17 protein-coding genes are annotated in these 17048 nt (G+C 63.4%); 9 read left to right on the top strand and 8 right to left on the bottom strand.

The genetic code is table 11. The annotated features are described in order from the left end of the window. Positions 1–18 precede the first annotated feature (18 nt). Entirely contained in the window at positions 19–447 is a 429-nt protein-coding gene (fur, locus tag PQR54_RS35440; RefSeq protein ID WP_012434340.1) for a ferric iron uptake transcriptional regulator, read from the top strand. A gap of 117 nt (positions 448–564) precedes the next feature. On the opposite strand, the gene PQR54_RS35435 is transcribed toward fur, so the two are convergent. The 3 genes from PQR54_RS35435 to PQR54_RS35425 form a co-directional block, all read right to left on the bottom strand. Next, a complete protein-coding gene (locus PQR54_RS35435; RefSeq protein ID WP_408253999.1) occupies positions 565–1077 on the bottom strand; it encodes an ureidoglycolate lyase in 513 nt (170 codons plus the stop codon). A gap of 13 nt (positions 1078–1090) precedes the next feature. Continuing rightward, a complete protein-coding gene (alc, locus tag PQR54_RS35430) occupies positions 1091–2101 on the bottom strand; it encodes an allantoicase (protein ID WP_408253996.1) in 1011 nt (336 codons plus the stop codon). A 114-nt stretch (positions 2102–2215) separates the two neighbouring features. Then, positions 2216–3541, bottom strand: a complete 1326-nt coding sequence (locus tag PQR54_RS35425; RefSeq protein ID WP_408253994.1) for a C4-dicarboxylate transporter DctA — start codon at positions 3539–3541, stop codon at positions 2216–2218. A 229-nt stretch (positions 3542–3770) separates the two neighbouring features. Here PQR54_RS35425 and PQR54_RS35420 point away from each other — a divergent pair, with 229 nt between their 5' ends. After that, the gene (locus PQR54_RS35420) at positions 3771–4475 is read left to right on the top strand and encodes a FadR/GntR family transcriptional regulator (protein ID WP_408253992.1); all 705 of its coding nucleotides are present in this window, start codon (positions 3771–3773) and stop codon (positions 4473–4475) included. A 98-nt stretch (positions 4476–4573) separates the two neighbouring features. Here PQR54_RS35420 and gap read toward each other — a convergent pair whose 3' ends face one another. Together gap and tkt are read right to left on the bottom strand one after the other, a co-directional pair. Then, positions 4574–5584, bottom strand: coding sequence for a type I glyceraldehyde-3-phosphate dehydrogenase (gap, locus tag PQR54_RS35415; protein WP_035548635.1), 1011 nt, complete (start codon positions 5582–5584; stop codon positions 4574–4576). A 95-nt stretch (positions 5585–5679) separates the two neighbouring features. Beyond that, positions 5680–7701: a transketolase gene (gene tkt, locus PQR54_RS35410; RefSeq protein WP_408253990.1), complete on the bottom strand. Its 2022-nt coding sequence runs from the start codon at positions 7699–7701 to the stop codon at positions 5680–5682. A gap of 279 nt (positions 7702–7980) precedes the next feature. Here tkt and speE point away from each other — a divergent pair, with 279 nt between their 5' ends. From speE to PQR54_RS35395, 3 genes are all read left to right on the top strand, one after another. Next, complete coding sequence (gene speE / locus PQR54_RS35405) at positions 7981–8853, top strand: polyamine aminopropyltransferase (protein WP_408253987.1); 873 nt, start codon at positions 7981–7983, stop codon at positions 8851–8853. Positions 8854–8967: 114 nt separating this feature from the next. After that, positions 8968–9381: a VOC family protein gene (locus tag PQR54_RS35400; RefSeq protein WP_011489849.1), complete on the top strand. Its 414-nt coding sequence runs from the start codon at positions 8968–8970 to the stop codon at positions 9379–9381. A 19-nt stretch (positions 9382–9400) separates the two neighbouring features. After that, on the top strand, positions 9401–10141 hold the full coding sequence (locus tag PQR54_RS35395; protein ID WP_041759039.1) for a 16S rRNA (uracil(1498)-N(3))-methyltransferase: 741 nt from the start codon (positions 9401–9403) through the stop codon (positions 10139–10141). A gap of 134 nt (positions 10142–10275) precedes the next feature. On the opposite strand, the gene PQR54_RS35390 is transcribed toward PQR54_RS35395, so the two are convergent. The 3 genes from PQR54_RS35390 to PQR54_RS35380 all read right to left on the bottom strand — a co-directional run bounded on the left by PQR54_RS35390 (position 10276) and on the right by PQR54_RS35380 (position 14053). Next, positions 10276–10836, bottom strand: a complete 561-nt coding sequence (locus PQR54_RS35390) for a barstar family protein (protein ID WP_408253984.1) — start codon at positions 10834–10836, stop codon at positions 10276–10278. Positions 10837–10852: 16 nt separating this feature from the next. Then, entirely contained in the window at positions 10853–11269 is a 417-nt protein-coding gene (locus tag PQR54_RS35385) for a ribonuclease (RefSeq protein WP_408253981.1), read from the bottom strand. Positions 11270–11713: 444 nt separating this feature from the next. Further along, a complete protein-coding gene (locus tag PQR54_RS35380; protein WP_012434352.1) occupies positions 11714–14053 on the bottom strand; it encodes an NADP-dependent malic enzyme in 2340 nt (779 codons plus the stop codon). Between the two features lie 219 nt (positions 14054–14272). Here PQR54_RS35380 and thiL point away from each other — a divergent pair, with 219 nt between their 5' ends. The 4 genes from thiL to PQR54_RS35360 all read left to right on the top strand — a co-directional run bounded on the left by thiL (position 14273) and on the right by PQR54_RS35360 (position 16952). Further along, positions 14273–15271, top strand: a complete 999-nt coding sequence (gene thiL, locus PQR54_RS35375; RefSeq protein WP_408253978.1) for a thiamine-phosphate kinase — start codon at positions 14273–14275, stop codon at positions 15269–15271. Then, positions 15261–15842 carry a phosphatidylglycerophosphatase A family protein gene (locus PQR54_RS35370; protein WP_408253975.1) on the top strand — a complete coding sequence of 194 codons (582 nt, stop codon included), beginning with the start codon at positions 15261–15263 and terminating at the stop codon, positions 15840–15842. The genes thiL and PQR54_RS35370 overlap by 11 nt, the downstream gene beginning before the upstream one ends. A 66-nt stretch (positions 15843–15908) precedes the next feature. Then, positions 15909–16409, top strand: coding sequence for a CinA family protein (locus PQR54_RS35365; RefSeq protein WP_408253973.1), 501 nt, complete (start codon positions 15909–15911; stop codon positions 16407–16409). Between the two features lie 24 nt (positions 16410–16433). Further along, the gene (locus tag PQR54_RS35360; RefSeq protein ID WP_408253971.1) at positions 16434–16952 is read left to right on the top strand and encodes a cupin domain-containing protein; all 519 of its coding nucleotides are present in this window, start codon (positions 16434–16436) and stop codon (positions 16950–16952) included. The last annotated feature ends 96 nt before the right edge of the window (positions 16953–17048 follow it).

Genomic DNA, 17048 nt, shown 5'->3' with positions numbered 1-17048 from the left:
CTCTAGGGATCCCTTGTCATGACCAATCCAACCGATCTCAAGAATATCGGGCTCAAGGCGACCCTTCCGCGCCTCAAAATCCTTGAGATTTTCCAGCACAGCCCGGTGCGCCACCTGACGGCCGAAGACGTGTACCGCAACCTGCTGCACGAAGAACTCGATATCGGTCTTGCAACCGTGTATCGCGTGCTGACGCAATTCGAGCAGGCGGGCCTGCTCTCGCGCAGCAATTTCGAGTCGGGTAAGGCAGTGTTCGAACTGAACGAAGGGTCGCACCACGACCACCTCGTGTGCCTCGATTGCGGGCTCGTCGAAGAATTTTTCGACTCGGAAATCGAGAGCCGTCAGCAGTCCATCGCGAAAGAACGCGGCTTCAAGCTGCAGGAACACGCTTTGGCGCTGTACGGCGCCTGCACCAAGGAAAACTGCCCGCATCGCAAGCATTGACGCGGTGTCGGCCGCGCTGGGGTGCGCGGTCAGGCGGGCAAAAAAAGACCCGGCCGATGCGAATCGGCCGGGTCTTTTTGCATCCGCGGCGGTGTTTTTGCGGGAGCGGTTGCGACCCTATTCCACCAGTTCTGCGCTGGGTTCGAACGTCAGTTGCCACGGCTCCGCCAATGACAATTCGTCGCAATTAGGCTGCTCGCCACCACGATCGACCACCACGAAATCGCTCACCCGGTCGAGCGCGAGCAACGGGTGATGCCAGACGCCTTTCGCATAGTTCACGCCCTGCCACGCGTCGGTCCAGAAGGCGCGCATCTGCGTCGGATCGAACTCGCCAGCCGGCGCGACCACCACCAGATAACGCCCCGCAGTTAAGGGAATGAAAGCCTGACTGCCGAGCGGATGCCGCTCCATCATCGTGATCTCGACCGGCAGAGCGCGCGGCTGCGCGCGGAACAGGTTGATCAGCGGCCGGCCGCCGTTCTCCGTCACGTCGACGCTGGCCAGATCGTGATAGCGCTCGGTCGTGCCGCCGTTGATGGCGAAATGCCGCGCGCCGTCCAGTTCGATCACGTCGCCGAACGGCGCGAAGGCCGCGCGCGTGAGGCGTTCCAACTGCAATGTCTTCATCGACGCCACTCCGCTATGCGATTTCGCCCCACAGGCGCAGGCGCGACACGCCGCCGTCAGGAAAGATATTGAAACGAACATGCGTGACCGGGCCCAGCGCGGCGAGGTTGTCCGCGAAGGTGTGGACGTGGTCCATCTGCAGTTTCTGTTCGCCGAGCAGCACCGGCCAGAACATGGCCTGCGTGATGAGCGAATCGTCCGTGCCGCCCGTCACCGACGCGGCTTGCAGCGAACAGCGGTCCGGGAAATTGCCCTTGAAGTGCGCTGTATCCACTTCGATCTTGCGGATCACGCCCGGCCGCGCCAACGCGACGATCGCCCAGTCGTTGCCCGGCTCGCGACGGCGCCGGGTTTCCCAGCCGTCGCCCATGTTGACGCCGCGGCCGGGCATCAGCATCTGCGAGGCCGGCCCGAAGTGCTGGTTGTTCGCCGCGACCAGGTACGCGCCGTTCTCGATCGCCGCCAGATCCAGCAACGTGCCGCGCTCCACGCGCTCCCAATCGCGCTTCGGCTGGCCGTACACGCGTAGACGCGCGAGGCCGCCGTCCGGATACAGATTCACGCGCAGATGCGTGAAGGCGCGCGCGTCGCTCACGTCGATGTAGTGGTGTTGATTGCCCTGCAGCGTGGTGGCCGGCACGAGCGTTTGCCAGTCGGCGTTATCGGGCGGCACGTCGCCGTCCGCGTAGCAGGCGTCGATCGACGCCGCCGGCGGGAAGTTGCCGGTGAAGTGGCTCGTATCGAGATCCACGCCGTGCACTACGCCCGGATGCGCGAGGCGGATCACGCAATAGTCGTGGCCGGTGGTGCGCTTGCGGCGGGTTTCCCAGCCGTCCATCCACTTGCCGTGGTCGTCGTATTTGCCGGGGATGAACACCGCCGGCTGCGGCTCCAGCATGCGTTCTTTCGGCGCGAAGAATTCGTCGCTGGCGAAGAGCGCCTTCGCACCCAGACGCGGATCGGCGAGGTTCATGTAGCGGCGCGTGAAAGCGGGAGCGTTGGGGTCGAGGATCGGATTAGCCATAGTCTCTAGTCTCGGTCAGGCAGCGAAAAGTGAAGGCGTGCCGGCGTTCTTCGGAACTGCCGGCGCTGGGAGCGCGCTGCGATGGCGCGCGGTTTCTAATGAGGTTTCTCAGGTTCAGACAGCCGGAGCGTGCTCGCCGGCGGCAGCGGGTTCGGCATCTTCGCCGGCCGGTACGTAGCGCAAAGCCGCATCGCGATTCAGCACGCGGTGGGCGCGCGCCCGGTCGATATCGTTTTCCCACACGGCGACCACCACCGTCGCCACGCAGTTGCCGATCAGGTTGGTCAGCGCGCGGGCAATGCCGACGAACCAGTCGACCGGCAGGATCAGCACGAGGCCGAGTACGGGGATCGCCGGAATCGCGGACAACGTGGCGGCCAGAATTACGATCGCCGAGCCGGGAATGCCGTGCGCGCCCTTCGACGTCACCAGCGACACCAGCACCACCACGATCAGGTCATGCATGGACAACGGCGTGTTGGTGGCCTGCGCGATGAAGATGACCGCGAGCGTGAGATAGATGGAGAAGCCGTCGAGATTGAACGAGTAGCCAGTCGGGATAACGAGACCGACGGTCGAGTCCTTCACGCCCATCCATTCGAGCTTGCGCATGATCTGCGGCAGCACGGCGTCCGACGAAGCGGTGCCGAGCACGATCGACAGTTCTTCGCGCAGGTAGCGAATCAGCTTGAAGATGCTGAAGCCCGCGAGCCGCATGACGACGCCCAGCACGACGGCGACGAACACGAAGCAGCTCAGATAGAACACGAGCACCAGCATGCCAAGCTGCTTGAGCGACTCGACGCCGTACGTGCCGGTGGTGAACGCGATCGCGCCGAGCACGCCGAGCGGCGCGAGCTTGATGATGAAGCCCATTATGCGGAAAAACACTTGCGACAGTTCGTCGATCAGACTGCTCACGCGCTGCGCCTTATTGCCGAGCAGCGACAGCGCCGAGCCGAACAGCACCGAAAACACCAGGATTTGCAGAATGTCGCCGGTGGCGAACGCGTTGATCGCCGTGTCAGGGATGATCTTCAGCAGAAAGCCGGCCGTGTCCTTGAGGCTTTTCGCGTGCTCGGTGTAGGTCGAGAGCGAGGCCGGATCCAGCGAGTGCAGATCGATGTTCATGCCGACGCCCGGACGCGTGACATACGCGAGAATCGCGCCGATCACGAGCGCGATCGTCGTCATCACCTCGAAGTAGATCACGGCCTTCAGGCCGACGCGCCCTACCTTGCGCAAGTCGCCGGCATGCGCCATGCCGCTGACCACCACGCAAAAGACAATGGGCCCGATCACCATCTTGATCAGCTTGAGAAAGCCGTCGCCGAGCGGGCGCAGCGATTGGGCGAAATGCGGAAAAACGGCGCCGACCACGATGCCCGCCACTAGCGCTATGACGACCCGGCCAAACAGCGAATTGAAAAATTTCAACACGGCTTCCTCCTGGTTGCGATTCACATCTGTTCAGACTGGTCCGACCAGTGCTGTTATCTCGAATAGTAGGAAGCCGATATACTGACGTCAAGGATTCATGGAACGGTGTTTACCCGCTGTTTTTGTGGCGGTTTCGGGCCGGATCAGCGGCGACGAGTGACAAGTCGTACGAGCGTTCAGACCACGCATTACAATGCTGGTCAGACCGCGCTTCCATAATGAGCTAACGATGAAAAACGTCCCGCATACCGTTACCGATGCCGCCATCGCGACCATCCGCGAACGGATCGAAGCGGGCGCCTATCCCGTGGGCAGTTTGCTGCCGGCGCAGCGTCAGCTCTCCGAAGAACTCGCGATCAGCCGCGCGTCGTTGCGCGAAGCGCTTTCCACGCTCGAAGCGCTCGGTTTGCTGGTGATCAGGCCCGGTAAGGGCGTGTATGTGGAAAGCGCGCAGGCCTCGGCCGCGCATGCATGGCGCTTCGCGGAGCAGTCATCGCTGCCGGACACCTATCAGATGCGCTTTGCGCTGGAAGGCTTTATAGCGCGCATGGCGGCGCTGGCGGTCAGCGAGTCCGACCTCGCCTGGTTCGAAGAGAACATCACGGCCATGCAAACGGCGCTCGCCTGCGACGAACTCGACGAAGCCGCCCGCCTCGACTACGACTTCCACATGCGTATCGTCAGCATTGCCGGCAACGCGGCGATCGAATCGATTCTAAGCAGCAGCGCGGAAATCATGAAGGAGAGCCAGCGCATGCCGTTCTACCGGCGCGAACTGGTGCTGTCCACGTACAACGAGCATCGTGTGATTCTGGATGCGCTCAAGGCGCGCGATTCCGCCGCGGCCGGCAAAGCCATCGAGACGCATATTTCGAACGCCGCGCAGCGCGCCGGCGTTTATTTCCCGACGCCGCAAGCGCAACCGCAGGCGTAGGCGAAAAAAAACCGCTCCGAAGAGCGGTTTTTCTTTGCCCAGCCACCGCCGGCGCGAAGCCGGCTTTGCAGGGCGTAATGCGCGCGAGGCGCAGTCAGTTACTTCGCGTTGGCCAGCGCCACAGCCGTATCCAGCATGCGGTTCGAGAAGCCCCACTCGTTGTCGTACCAGCTCGACACCTTCACCAGACGGCCCGACACCTTGGTCAGCGTCGCGTCGAACGTCGACGAAGCCGGGTTGTGGTTGAAGTCGATCGACACCAGCGGTGCCTCGTTGTAACCGAGGATGCCCTTCAGCGAGCCTTCCGACGCTTCCTTCATGATCGCGTTGACTTCTTCGACCGTCGTGTCGCGCGCGGCGATGAACGACAGATCGACGACCGACACGTTGATCGTCGGAACACGAATCGCGTAGCCGTCCAGCTTGCCGTTCAGTTCCGGCAGCACCAGGCCGACAGCCGAAGCCGCGCCAGTCTTGGTCGGGATCTGGCTGTGCGTGGCCGAGCGCGCGCGGCGCAGGTCTTCGTGATACACATCGGTCAGAACCTGATCGTTCGTGTACGCGTGGATCGTGGTCATCAGACCGTTCACCAGACCGATCTTGTCGTTCAGCGGCTTGACGAGCGGTGCCAGGCAGTTCGTCGTGCATGACGCGTTCGAGATCACCGTGTCCGATGCCTTCAGCACGTGGTGGTTCACGCCGTAGACGATCGTGGCGTCGACGTCCTTGCCGCCCGGCGCCGAGATGATCACTTTCTTCGCGCCGCCCTTGATGTGCGCGCTCGCCTTTTCCTTGGTCGTGAAAAAGCCCGTGCATTCCAGCACGACGTCGACGTTCAGTTCGCCCCACGGCAGTTCAGCCGGGTTGCGGTTGGCCAGCACGCGGATCTTGTCGCCGTTGACAACGAGGTAGTCGCCGTCCACCGACACTTCGCCCGGGAACTTGCCGTGCGCCGTGTCGTATTGCGTCAGGTGAGCGTTGGTCTTGGCATCGCCGAGATCGTTGATGGCGACGATTTCGATATCGTGCTTCTTGCCGTTTTCATAGAAGGCGCGCAGCGTGTTGCGGCCGATCCGGCCGTAGCCGTTGATTGCGACGCGAATCGTCATGGTCTATCTCCTGATGGCTGAAAAAAATTCGTCCAGTTCGTCTGACTGACAGCGTTGCCGCGCGTTCGCACGCCAGCGGCAACGCTTGTTCAGGATCAGCCGAGGGCGGCTTTTGCCGTCTCTACCACGTGCTCGACGGTGAAGCCGAAATGCTTGAACAGCACGCCCGCCGGGGCCGATTCGCCGAACGTGTCGATGCCGACCACGCCGCCCTCCAGACCCACGTACTTGCGCCAGAAATCCGTTACGCCCGCTTCGATCGCGACGCGGCGCACACCTTGCGGCAGCACGCGTTCGCGGTACTCGGCGTCCTGCTTATCGAACACGGTGGTCGACGGCATGGACACGACGCGCGCCGCGATGCCTTCGCGCGCCAGCGGCTCGACCGCGTTCAGCGCCAGTTCGACTTCCGAACCGGTGGCGATCAGGATGATCTTGCGCGCGACGATTTCGTCGTTCCAGTCGCGCAGCACGTAACCACCCTTCTCGATGTTGGCGATCTGCGCATCCGTGCGCTCCGAGAACGGCAGGTTCTGACGGCTGAAGATCAGCGCCGACGGGCCATGATGTTCGACGGCGTGGGTCCAGGCCACCGCAGTCTCAACGGTATCAGCGGGACGCCACACTTGCAGGTGCGGAATCAGACGCAGGCTTGCAACGTGTTCGATGGACTGGTGAGTCGGGCCGTCTTCGCCGAGGCCGATCGAGTCGTGCGTGAACACGAAGATCGACGGCGCTTTCATCAGCGCGGCCACGCGCAGCGCGTTGCGGCTGTAGTCCGAGAACGTCAGGAACGTGCCGCCGAAAGCCTTGAAGCCGCCGTGCAGCGCGACGCCGTTGATCGCGGCGCTCATGCCGAATTCGCGCACGCCGTAGTTGACGTAGTTGCCGGCAGCCTGGCCTTCCGCGTTCACGCGCACCGGCTTGGCGGCCTTCCAGTTGGTCAGGTTCGAACCGGTCAGGTCGGCGGAGCCGCCCAGCAGTTCCGGCAGCACGGCCGACAAAGCTTCGATAGCCTGTTGCGATGCCTTGCGCGTCGCGACGGTTTCCGCGCGTTCGTTCGCGCCGGCGATGATCGCCTTGGCCTTTTCTTTCCAGTCGGCGGGCAATTGCTTCGCGTCGCGGCGCTTGAATTCAGCGGCTTCCTGCGGGTATTTGGCTGCGTACGCGGCGAACGCCTTGTCCCACTCGGACTCGTTGCGCGCGCCGGCTTCTTTCGCGTCCCATGCTGCGTAGACTTCCTGCGGGATCACAAACGGCTCCCACTTCCAGCCGATCTTTTCGCGCGTGGCCGCGACTTCCTTGTCGCCCAACGCCGCGCCGTGCGAATCGTGGCTGCCGGCCTTGTTCGGCGAGCCTTCGCCGATCACCGTCTTGCAGCAGATCAGCGTGGGCTTGTCGGATTGCCTGGCTTGCTTGATCGCTGCGTCCACTGCTTCGACGTCGTGGCCGACCACGTTCGGGATCACGTTCCAGCCGTACGCTTCGAAGCGCTTCGGCGTGTCGTCGTGGAACCAGTGCACCACTTCGCCGTCGATCGAGATGCCGTTGTCGTCGTAGAACGCGATCAGCTTGTTCAGCTTCAGCACGCCGGCGAGCGACGCCGCTTCGTGCGAGATGCCTTCCATCAGACAGCCGTCGCCGACGAACACGTACGTGTGGTGGTCGACGATCTTCGCGTCGGGCTTGTTGAATTCGGTAGCGAGCAGCGACTCGGCGAGCGCCATGCCGACCGCATTCGCCAGACCCTGGCCGAGCGGGCCGGTGGTCGTTTCGACGCCCGGCGTGATGCCGTATTCCGGGTGGCCCGGCGTCTTGGAATGCATCTGGCGGAAGTTCTTCAGCTCGTCGATCGGCAGATCGTAGCCGGTCAGGTGCAGCAGCGAGTACAGCAGCATCGAGCCGTGGCCGTTCGACAGCACGAAACGGTCGCGATCGGCCCATTGCGGGTTCTTCGGGTTGTGACGCAGATGGCGCGACCACAAAGCCACGCCGATTTCGGCCATGCCCATCGGCATGCCGGGGTGGCCGGAATTCGCTTTTTGAACGGCGTCCATGGACAACGCGCGGATTGCGTTGGCCATCAAGGAGGTGGGTGCGGGAGACGGGGTCGTCATGTCGAGTCCGGAGACAGAGTCAGAAAGCGGTGCGCGCTTGAGGCCCGGATGCTCGAATGCCGGTTCACTTTGGCGCACGGTGCGGCGCCAGGAGACGCGAAACGGGCAGAGCAAACGGACAAGGCTGAAAGCGTGACATTCTAACAGAACGTTGCCGGCGCCCCGCTCCGAAAGCCGTCCGGCCATGTGGCACGTTGCGCCGGCCGAACCCGCGCCGCGCTTCGGCCTTTACAATTGCTCAACCTCGACCCACCGCGCTCCGAACGGAGCCCGCCATCCGTGAGCGCTCCACTGCTGTTTCGACCGAGTCCCGACGCCGTCTACGGATTTCCGCACGCGAAACGCCTCGCGTGCGTCGATTCGCCTTATCAGCGGATCGAGGTTTGGGACACACCGCAACTCGGCCGGCTTTTCACGCTCGACGGCCGTCCGATGACGTCCACCGGCGACGAATTCATCTACCACGAATGCATGGTGCATCCGGCCGCACTGGCGCATCCGTCGCCGCAAGCAGCGCTCGTGCTGGGCGGCGGCGATGGCGGCGCCGCGCGGCAATTGCTGAGGCATGCCGGCATCGGACGGATCGTGGTAGCGGAGCTGGACGCGCAAGTCGTACGTCTGACGCGCGAATACTTGCCCGAGGTGCACGGCGGCGCATTCGACGATCCACGCGTCGAACTGATAATCGGCGACGCCGCGCAATACGTCGAGGCAGCCGCGGCGGCGCAGTTCGACCTCGTCGTGTTCGACCTGACGCCGCCGGATTCACCCGCCGCTGGCCTTTACACGCAAGCCTTCTACCGGCGGCTCAAACGCGTCATGAGGCCGACCGCGGCGCTCTCGGTGCATCTCGGCTCGCCGTATTTTCATGCCGAACGCGTCGCGCGCCTGCTCGACGACCTGAGCGCGGCATTCGCCGTCGTCCGCACCATGAGCACTTTCGTGCCGCTATACGGCTCGCTGTGGATGATGGCGGCCGCCAGCGACACGCTCGACCCAGCCGCCCTCTCCGTCGATACGCTCGCGCACCGCCTCGCCGCCCGAGGAATCGACACCCTGATGCATTACGACGCGGCCATGCACGCCGGACTCTTCTCGGCATCCCGCTCAGTGCAAGATAAACTAAGTCAATTCTTAAAGCCATCAAGCTAACGCGTGGGCAAAATGCACGATTCCGTCGGACTGCGCTATCGGCATGACGATACGCAAACGTCCACCTGGACTCGCAGCACGTGCCCCGCCAACCCCATCGATCCGGAGAATCGCATGACCGCCTCCCGCCCAGCCGGTGTGCCCTGGTTGACCCCCTATCTGACGGTGCGCGACGCACGTGCCGCATCCGCGTTCTTCACAGCGGCGTTCGGCTTCGAAGTGCGTGACAGTGTCCAAGACGACGGTGTCGTCATGCATGTCGAGATGACCTATCAAGGCCAGTTGATTGTGATGTTCGCTCCGGAAGGCGCGTTCGGCTCGGCCGCGAAAACACCCAAAAGCGCGGGCGCAATCGCACCGCAATCGTTCTATGTCTATGTCGACGATGTCGACGCGATTTATGCGCGGGCGCTGGCCGCCGGCGCAAAGTCGCTGAGCGAGCCACAGGATCAGTTCTGGGGCGACCGCTTCGCCCAGGTCGAAGATCTGGACGGCTACCGCTGGGCGCTCGCTCGCCACCTTTCGTGAACCAATGAGTATTTTTCTGATGCCCCGCTTTTTCGTCGGTACGCCTCTCCAGCCCGAGGACGTCTTGCCGCTTCCCGATGACGTCGTTCGGCATGTGCTCGTGCTGCGCCTGCAGCCAGGCGATTCGATCGTCCTTTTCAACGGCGAAGGCGGTGAATACAGCGCCGAACTCGTCGAAGTCGAAAGGCGCTCAGCCATGGTGAAAATCCGCGAATTTCGCGATATCGAGGTCGAGGCACCCTATCGCCTCACGCTCGCGCAGGGCATTGCCGGCGGCGACAAGATGGACTGGCTGATCGAAAAAGCGGTCGAACTGGGCGCGTCCAGCTTCGTGCCGTTGACCACCACGCGCAGCGTCGTGCGTCTTTCCGGCGATCGCGCGCAGCGCCGCCATGCGCATTGGCAAGGCATCGTGCGGGCGTCGTGTGAACAGTGCGGGCGCAATCGCCTGCCGGAAGTGATGCCGGTGCGCGAGATCGCCACCTGGCTCGGCTCGATGCCCCGCACGCCTGAGGAAGGCGACCTGCGCATTCTGCTCTCGCCGCGCGCCAGCATCAGCTTTTCCGCGTTGCCCTCCGAACCGCCGAAAGGACGCGTGACAGTGCTGGTGGGCCCGGAAGGCGGCTTTTCCGCGACCGAGGAAGCAGCCGCGGCCGCCCACGGGTTTACCGCCGTCGGCCTCGGCCCGCGCGTGATGCGCACCGAAACTGCCGGCATCGCCGTTCTCTCGGCGCTGGCGGCCGGCTGGGGCGGCTGGTAAGACGCTTGCGTAGCGCGCTGGCCGTCTTGATTAAGGGCGGCAAGCCCATCTCGACATTCGCGCCAAAAGCAAAGGCCCGCCGATTGGCGGGCCTTTCTCATTTAGCCTAAGCGCGCAACGCGCGGGCAAAAAACTCAAGCGAACGAGTAAAACACCCGGAACGCCACTTTGCGCTCGGCCCAGAACTCGGCGGCTTCGCGGAACACGTCCAGCAGCGTCTCGCGCCCTTCCTTGTCGAACTTCTGGGCGACCGGCAATTGCTCGAGCACGATCACAAAGCCCGGCTGCGTACCCGCCTTCTGAACCAGATCGGTCAGGCAGTCGTACAACGCGTCGTAATTCTTGCCGAAATGTTTCGGAAACAGGAACGAGGTCGCGATAGTTTCGAGCACTTCCTGCTTGGACTGCGCGTTGGCGCAATACGCGTAGAGAAAGTGCTGGCCGAGCTGGTTGGCCTCGTCGGCGAGATCCTGCACGCGGAACGCGCGGATCGACTGTACGATGTTCGGTCGTACGGTCTTGAAAAGACTCATGGGTTCCTCGTTCGATGAAACCACAGTGCCTGCTTCGCTCTGGTTCTCGCGGCCCTGATCGCCGGCTCGCATCTGCATGACGCGTTGGAACAAATTGCCGTCGCCGGCCGCGAAAAGATCCGTCGCGACTCCGGAGTCGTGCGCGTAGACGTTGTCGCTCATGCCGTTCATCCCGATGTCATTCAACAATACGATTAAAACTGGTGTAGTGGTCGTCCGAGTAATAACAATTGTCGGTTCGCTTCAGCGGACCTCCGCAGACGATGCGACGCGCCCCGCGGTTACGTGAGCGAGGCGTGGGAACGGTGTATTCGTGGTAATAGCCGCGCCGATGGGCCGGCAGCAACCGTTCGCGATTGCCGAATACGATGCCGTCCTTCTCATACGGGTAAGGCCCGCCTGCGGCAATCAAGTTCAATGTATTGACCGCTTCGCGTGGCAACTGCGCCAGCGCGATGGTGCCCTGCAACTGCGCGTTCGTGTCGACGGGTGCCGTGGAGTCGCGCGCAAACGCGCCAGGCACGGGGCCGGATAAAACGCCCAGCGTAATAGCACCGATCAGCACGCCTTTCATGCGCTGCCACTTGCGTGCCATGTATCAGGGTTCCCCGCTGTTAGATCACGAGTTTGACGACCATGAAAGTCGTAAGGGTATCGCTAATAGCCCCCGGAATCAACGCTCGCCGGGCGGGCGAAATCCTCAGATGAGGTGCGAAACAGCCACTGGCGCGGCTTTGACGACTTTTGACAGATTGTTTAGCTCAGGCAAGCTAAACTTGATCTCAACGGTGCGAATAGGTGTGAAAGCAGGCAAGTGGGGAGCGGATGCCAGGCCGCTTTGCACGAATCTGCAGACAGTTCGAGTTCCCGTGGCAAGGGCGATGAGCCCTTGAGCGTTCCGAGGCGGAATTTTCTGACTTGCCGTTTTTCTTGGGTGGCAATCCCCAGTTCACCCTAAGGCGTGCCCGTTGCGGGCGCGCCTTTTTTTTGCATGGCGCACGGCCTTCAAGCCGGCGCCATGCTTCGTCTGGATCGCGGATTAACGGGCCGCGATCACATCCGCCACCAGCAGCGCCGTCATGTTGACGATCCGGCGCACCGTTGCCGAAGCCGTCAGCACGTGCACCGGCTTGGCTGCGCCGAGCAGCATCGGACCAATCGCGATGTTATTGCCCGCGGCGGTCTTCAGCAGGTTGTACGAGATGTTGGCGGCGTCGATGTTCGGCAGCACCAGCAGATTGGCGTCGCCTTCGAGCGTCGAGTCGGGCATCACTTCGCGGCGCAGATTCGCGTCGAGCGCGATGTCGCCGTGCATTTCGCCGTCCACCTGCAGGTCCGGCGCGCGTTCGCGCAGGATCGCCAGCGTGTCGCGCATCTTCTGCGCGGTCGGCGCGTTGCTCGTGCCGAAGTTCGAATGCGACAGCAGCGCGATCTTCGGCTCGATACCAAAGCGGCGTACTTCTTCAGCCGCCATGATCGTGATTTCGGCCAGTTGCTCCGGCGTCGGATCGACGTTCACGTGCGTATCGACCAGGAAAATCTGGCGGTTCGGCAACACCAGCGCGTTCATCGCCGCGTAAACCTTCGCGCCTTCCTTCTTGCCGATCACCTGATCGATGAAGTGCAGATGACGATGCGTGGTCGACACCGTGCCGCAGATCATGCCGTCGGCCTCGCCCTTTTCCACCAGCATCGCGCCGATCAGCGTGGTGCGGCGGCGCATTTCGAGCTTCGCCATCTGCGCGCTGATGCCCTTGCGCGACATCATCTTGTGATATTCCTGCCAGAAGTCGCGATAACGCTCGTCGTGGTCGGTGTTGACGACCGTGTAGTCCTGCCCCGCGATCAGACGCAGACCGTAGCGCGCAATACGCTGCTCGATCACCGCCGGACGGCCGATCAGGATCGGCTTGGCCAGCTTTTCGTCGACGATGATCTGCATTGCGCGCAGCACGCGCTCTTCTTCGCCTTCCGCGAACACGATGCGCTTCTTCTCCGGCTCGACGCCGCGCGCGAGCTGGAAAATCGGCTTCATGGTCGTGCCGCTGTGATACACGAACTGCTGCAGATGCTGTTCGTAGGCTTCCATGTCCTCGATCGGACGCTCGGCGACGCCCGAATCCATCGCGGCCTTCGCGACGGCCGGCGCGACCTTGACGATCAGGCGCGGGTCGAACGGCTTCGGAATCAGGTATTCCGGACCGAACGAGAGATCCTGAATGCCATACGCCGTCGCGACGATGTCGCTCTGCTCCTGGCGCGCCAGCTCGGCGATCGCGTTGACCGCCGCGATTTCCATTTCCCGCGTCACCGTCGTCGCGCCCGCATCCAGCGCGCCGCGGAACAGGAACGGGAACACCAGCACGTTGTTCACCTGGTTCGGGTAGTCGGTGCGGCCGGTGCACAGCACGGCGTCCGGACGCACTTCCAGCGCCAGTTCCGGCAGGATTTCCGGCGTCGGGTTGGCCAGCGCCAGAATCAGCGGCTTGTCCGCCATCTGCTTGACCATGTCCTGCTTGAGCACGCCGCCGGCCGACAGACCGAGGAAAACGTCCGCGCCGCCGATGGCTTCGGCGAGCGTGCGGGCGTCCGTTTCACGCGCGAAGCGCTCCTTGTCCGGGTCCATCAGTTCGACACGGCCTTTGTAGACCACGCCGGCCAGATCGGTGACGGTGATGTTTTCGAGCGGCAGGCCGATGTCGACCAGCAGATCCAGACAGGCCAGCGCCGCCGCGCCCGCGCCCGAGGAGACTAGCTTGACCTCCTTGATGTCCTTGCCGACCACCTTCAAACCGTTGGTGATGGCCGCCGCGACGACGATCGCCGTGCCGTGCTGGTCGTCGTGGAAGACCGGAATCTTCATGCGCTTGCGGCATTCGCGTTCGACGATGAAGCAGTCCGGCGCCTTGATGTCTTCAAGGTTGATACCGCCGAAAGTCGGCTCCAGCGCCGCGATCACGTCGACCAGCTTGTGCGGATCGGACTCGTTCAGCTCGATATCGAACACGTCGATGCCGGCGAATTTCTTGAACAGGACGGCCTTGCCTTCCATGACCGGCTTCGAGGCGAGCGGTCCGATGTTGCCGAGACCGAGCACCGCGGTGCCGTTCGTGACGACGCCGACCAGGTTGCTGCGCGCGGTGAAGCGCGCGGCGTTCAACGGGTTTTCGACGATTTCCTCGCACGCGAACGCGACGCCAGGCGAGTACGCCAGCGCAAGGTCGCGCTGGTTGATCATCTGCTTGGTCGGGGCGATCGCGATCTTCCCGGGGGTGGGGAACTCGTGGTAATCGAGGGCGGCTTCGCGGAGTTTGCTATTGACGGGAGTCGACATAAGGCGGGCTTCGGAGGGCGGATTAGAATAGACGTTCGACGGCATTGTAGCCCTAATTGCCGGCCCGATTCCTTCAATACGGGTACAACTGCCGCGACTGAAACATAGCGAAAGGCTGACGTGGCATGCTGTGGGCGAAATGCGACCCGAATCGGAGTTGCGGGCAAATCGAATGTTTACCCTTCGTTCGCTCCGTACAATGCGCGCCGTTAGCCGAAATTCGCGGCACTTCATCGTTCACCCTCGCGTTCACCCATCGCCACCATGCTCTCCGAGTTTTCGCTGATCGATCGTTTCTTTGCCCGCCGCGCCGCTGCCCGGCCATCCGACGCCGCCGCCGGCACGCTCGGCATCGGCGACGACTGCGCGCTGCTTGCGCCACGTGCCGGCGAGATGCTGGCGATATCGACGGACATGCTGGTCGAAGGCCGCCACTTTTTCGCCGATGTCGATCCCGAGGCGCTGGGCCACAAAGCGCTCGCGGTGAATCTGTCGGACCTCGCCGCAATGGGCGCGCGACCGCAGGCGTTCACGCTGGCGTTCTCCTTGCCGAAGGCAGAGGAAGCCTGGCTCGCCGCGTTCAGTGAAGGGCTGTTCGCTCTGGCCGAACGCTACGGTTGCGAGCTGATCGGCGGCGATACGACCGGCGGCCCGCTGAATCTGTGCATCACGGTGTTCGGCAGCGTGCCGCCGCAAGCGGCGCTGCGCCGCGACGCCGCGCAGCCGGGCGACGACATCTGGATTTCCGGCACGCTCGGCGACGCGCGCGCCGGTCTCGGCGTGCAGCGCGGCGAATGGTCCGCCGATGCCAGCGACACTGCGACGTTTCGTCGCGCCCTCGAACGCCCGGAGCCGCGTGTGGCGCTCGGCTTGGCCCTACGCGGCATCGCCCACGCGGCGCTGGACCTCTCGGACGGCCTTGCCGGCGATCTGCTGCACATCCTCGAACGCTCGAACCTGCGGGCCACGGTCGACGTCGACGCCGTACCGCGTTCCGCCGCGCTGCGCCGCCTCGCTCCCGAAATCCAGCGACGCTGCACGCTCGCCGGCGGCGACGACTACGAGTTGTGCTTTACCGCGCCGGTCGCGGCGGGCGCCGAAGTCGAAAAGGCCGGCCGCGAGGTGGGCATCCAGCTCACCCGCATCGGTACAATAAGCGCTCTCGAAACGGCGGCCGACCGCCCGACGATCGGCTGGCGCGACGCCGCCGGCGCGCCGCTCTCCCTGACGTTGCAAGGCTTCGACCACTTTCATGCAGACTGATCCCCCGCTCGGCCCGGCCGACAAACTCATCGCTGCCGAGCCATCCCCGGTGCCGCGCGCGCCCGATCCGCGCCCGCCGGGCCGTCAACCGCGCCGCGCCACCGCGCGCTTTATGCTGTCGCATCCGCTGCACATTCTGTCGCTTGGGTTTGGCAGCGGCTTGTCGCCGGTCGCGCCTGGCACGATCGGCACGTTGTTCGCGTGGGCGTCGTTCGCCGTGCTCAGCCGCTATCTGACGGTCATCGAGTGGGGTGTGCTGATCGTCGCGGGATTTATCGGCGGCATTGCGATTTGCGGGTTCACCGCGAAGAGACTCGGCATCGACGATCCGTCGCCGGTCGTGTGGGACGAAATCATCGCGTTCTGGCTAGTGCTGCTGATGGTCACGCCGGTTACGCTGACCGGCCAGTTCTGGGCGTTCATCGTGTTCCGCTTTTTCGACATGGTGAAGCCGCCGCCCATCGGCTATTTCGATCGCCGTCTGAAAGGTGGCTTTGGCATCATGTTCGATGACCTGGTCGCCGCGTTTTTCACGCTGCTCGTGATTGCGCTCTGGCGCATGTCCGTTTGATTGCTGCCCGGCGCCCGCCGCGCCGCCGGGCATTCACCGCCGGCCCCCGTTTTCCGGATTGACGCCATGCCTACCGATTCCGTCGTTCACCAGCTTGCGATTCGCGTGAGCAACCGTCTGCGCGACGAGCGCCTCATGCTCGTCACCGCCGAGTCCTGCACGGGCGGCATGGTGGCGACCGCGATCACCGATATTTCCGGCAGCAGCGGCTGGTTCGAGCGCGGCTTCGTCACGTATTCGAATCAGGCGAAGAGCGAGATGATCGGCGTGCCGGCCGAACTAATCGACAAGCACGGCGCGGTCAGTGAGCAAGTGGCGCGCGCCATGGCCGAAGGCGCGCTGCGCAATAGCCGCGCGCAGGTCTCGCTGTCGATTACCGGCGTGGCCGGACCGGGCGGCGGCACCGAAACCAAGCCTGTCGGCATGGTCTCGTTCGGCTGGAGCAACCGGCTGCATACGCCGGTGGAAACGAAGGTTTTCAAGGGCGACCGCGAAAAGATTCGCGTGCAGGCTGCCGCGCATGCGTTGCGCGGTGTGCTCGCTTTACTCGACGAACGCGAGCACTAAGCTTTTATTCGAAGCGGGAAGCCCATGCCTGATTCGCACGCAGTCAAAGACGAACTAATCCGCCGGCTCGATCTCAAGCCGCATCCCGAAGGCGGATTTTTCAGCGAGACATACCGCTCAGTGGAGCGCGTGATTCGCGACAAAGACGACAGCGGTGCCGCGGAAACGCGCTCGGCGTCGACCGCGATCTATTACCTGCTGTGCGACGGCGCGCATTCGGCGTGGCATCGGATCAAATCCGACGAGGTCTGGCATTTCTATGCGGGCGAGCCGTTGAACGTCCACGTGCTCGACGAAATGGGCGCATTGGTGACGCATAAGCTGGGCAATGCGCTGACGCACGCGGATGCGGTGTTTCAAGCCATGGTGCCGGCAGGTTTGTGGTTCGCGGCGGAATGCGCCGACCTGGCGACCTTCGCGTTGGTCGGTTGCACGGTCGCGCCGGGTTTTGAATTCAGCGAGTTCGAACTGGCGGATATTGGCGCGTTGAAAGTGCAGTACCCGCGGCATGTTGCGTTGATCGAGCGGCTGGGCCCAACCTGAGTCCCAAGCGCTCATAGGCAGTCTTCAACAAAGGTTGCCTGCGCTTATGCCGACCTCGCGGATGTCGACGCGTTGGAAGCGCGGCATGCCGCGTTG

The sequence above is a fragment of the Paraburkholderia phytofirmans genome (assembly GCF_046028095.1).
Taxonomy (GTDB): domain Bacteria; phylum Pseudomonadota; class Gammaproteobacteria; order Burkholderiales; family Burkholderiaceae; genus Paraburkholderia; species Paraburkholderia phytofirmans_A.
The sequence above is the reverse complement of the archived record's forward strand: the minus strand, read 5'-3'. Positions and strand labels throughout refer to the sequence as shown.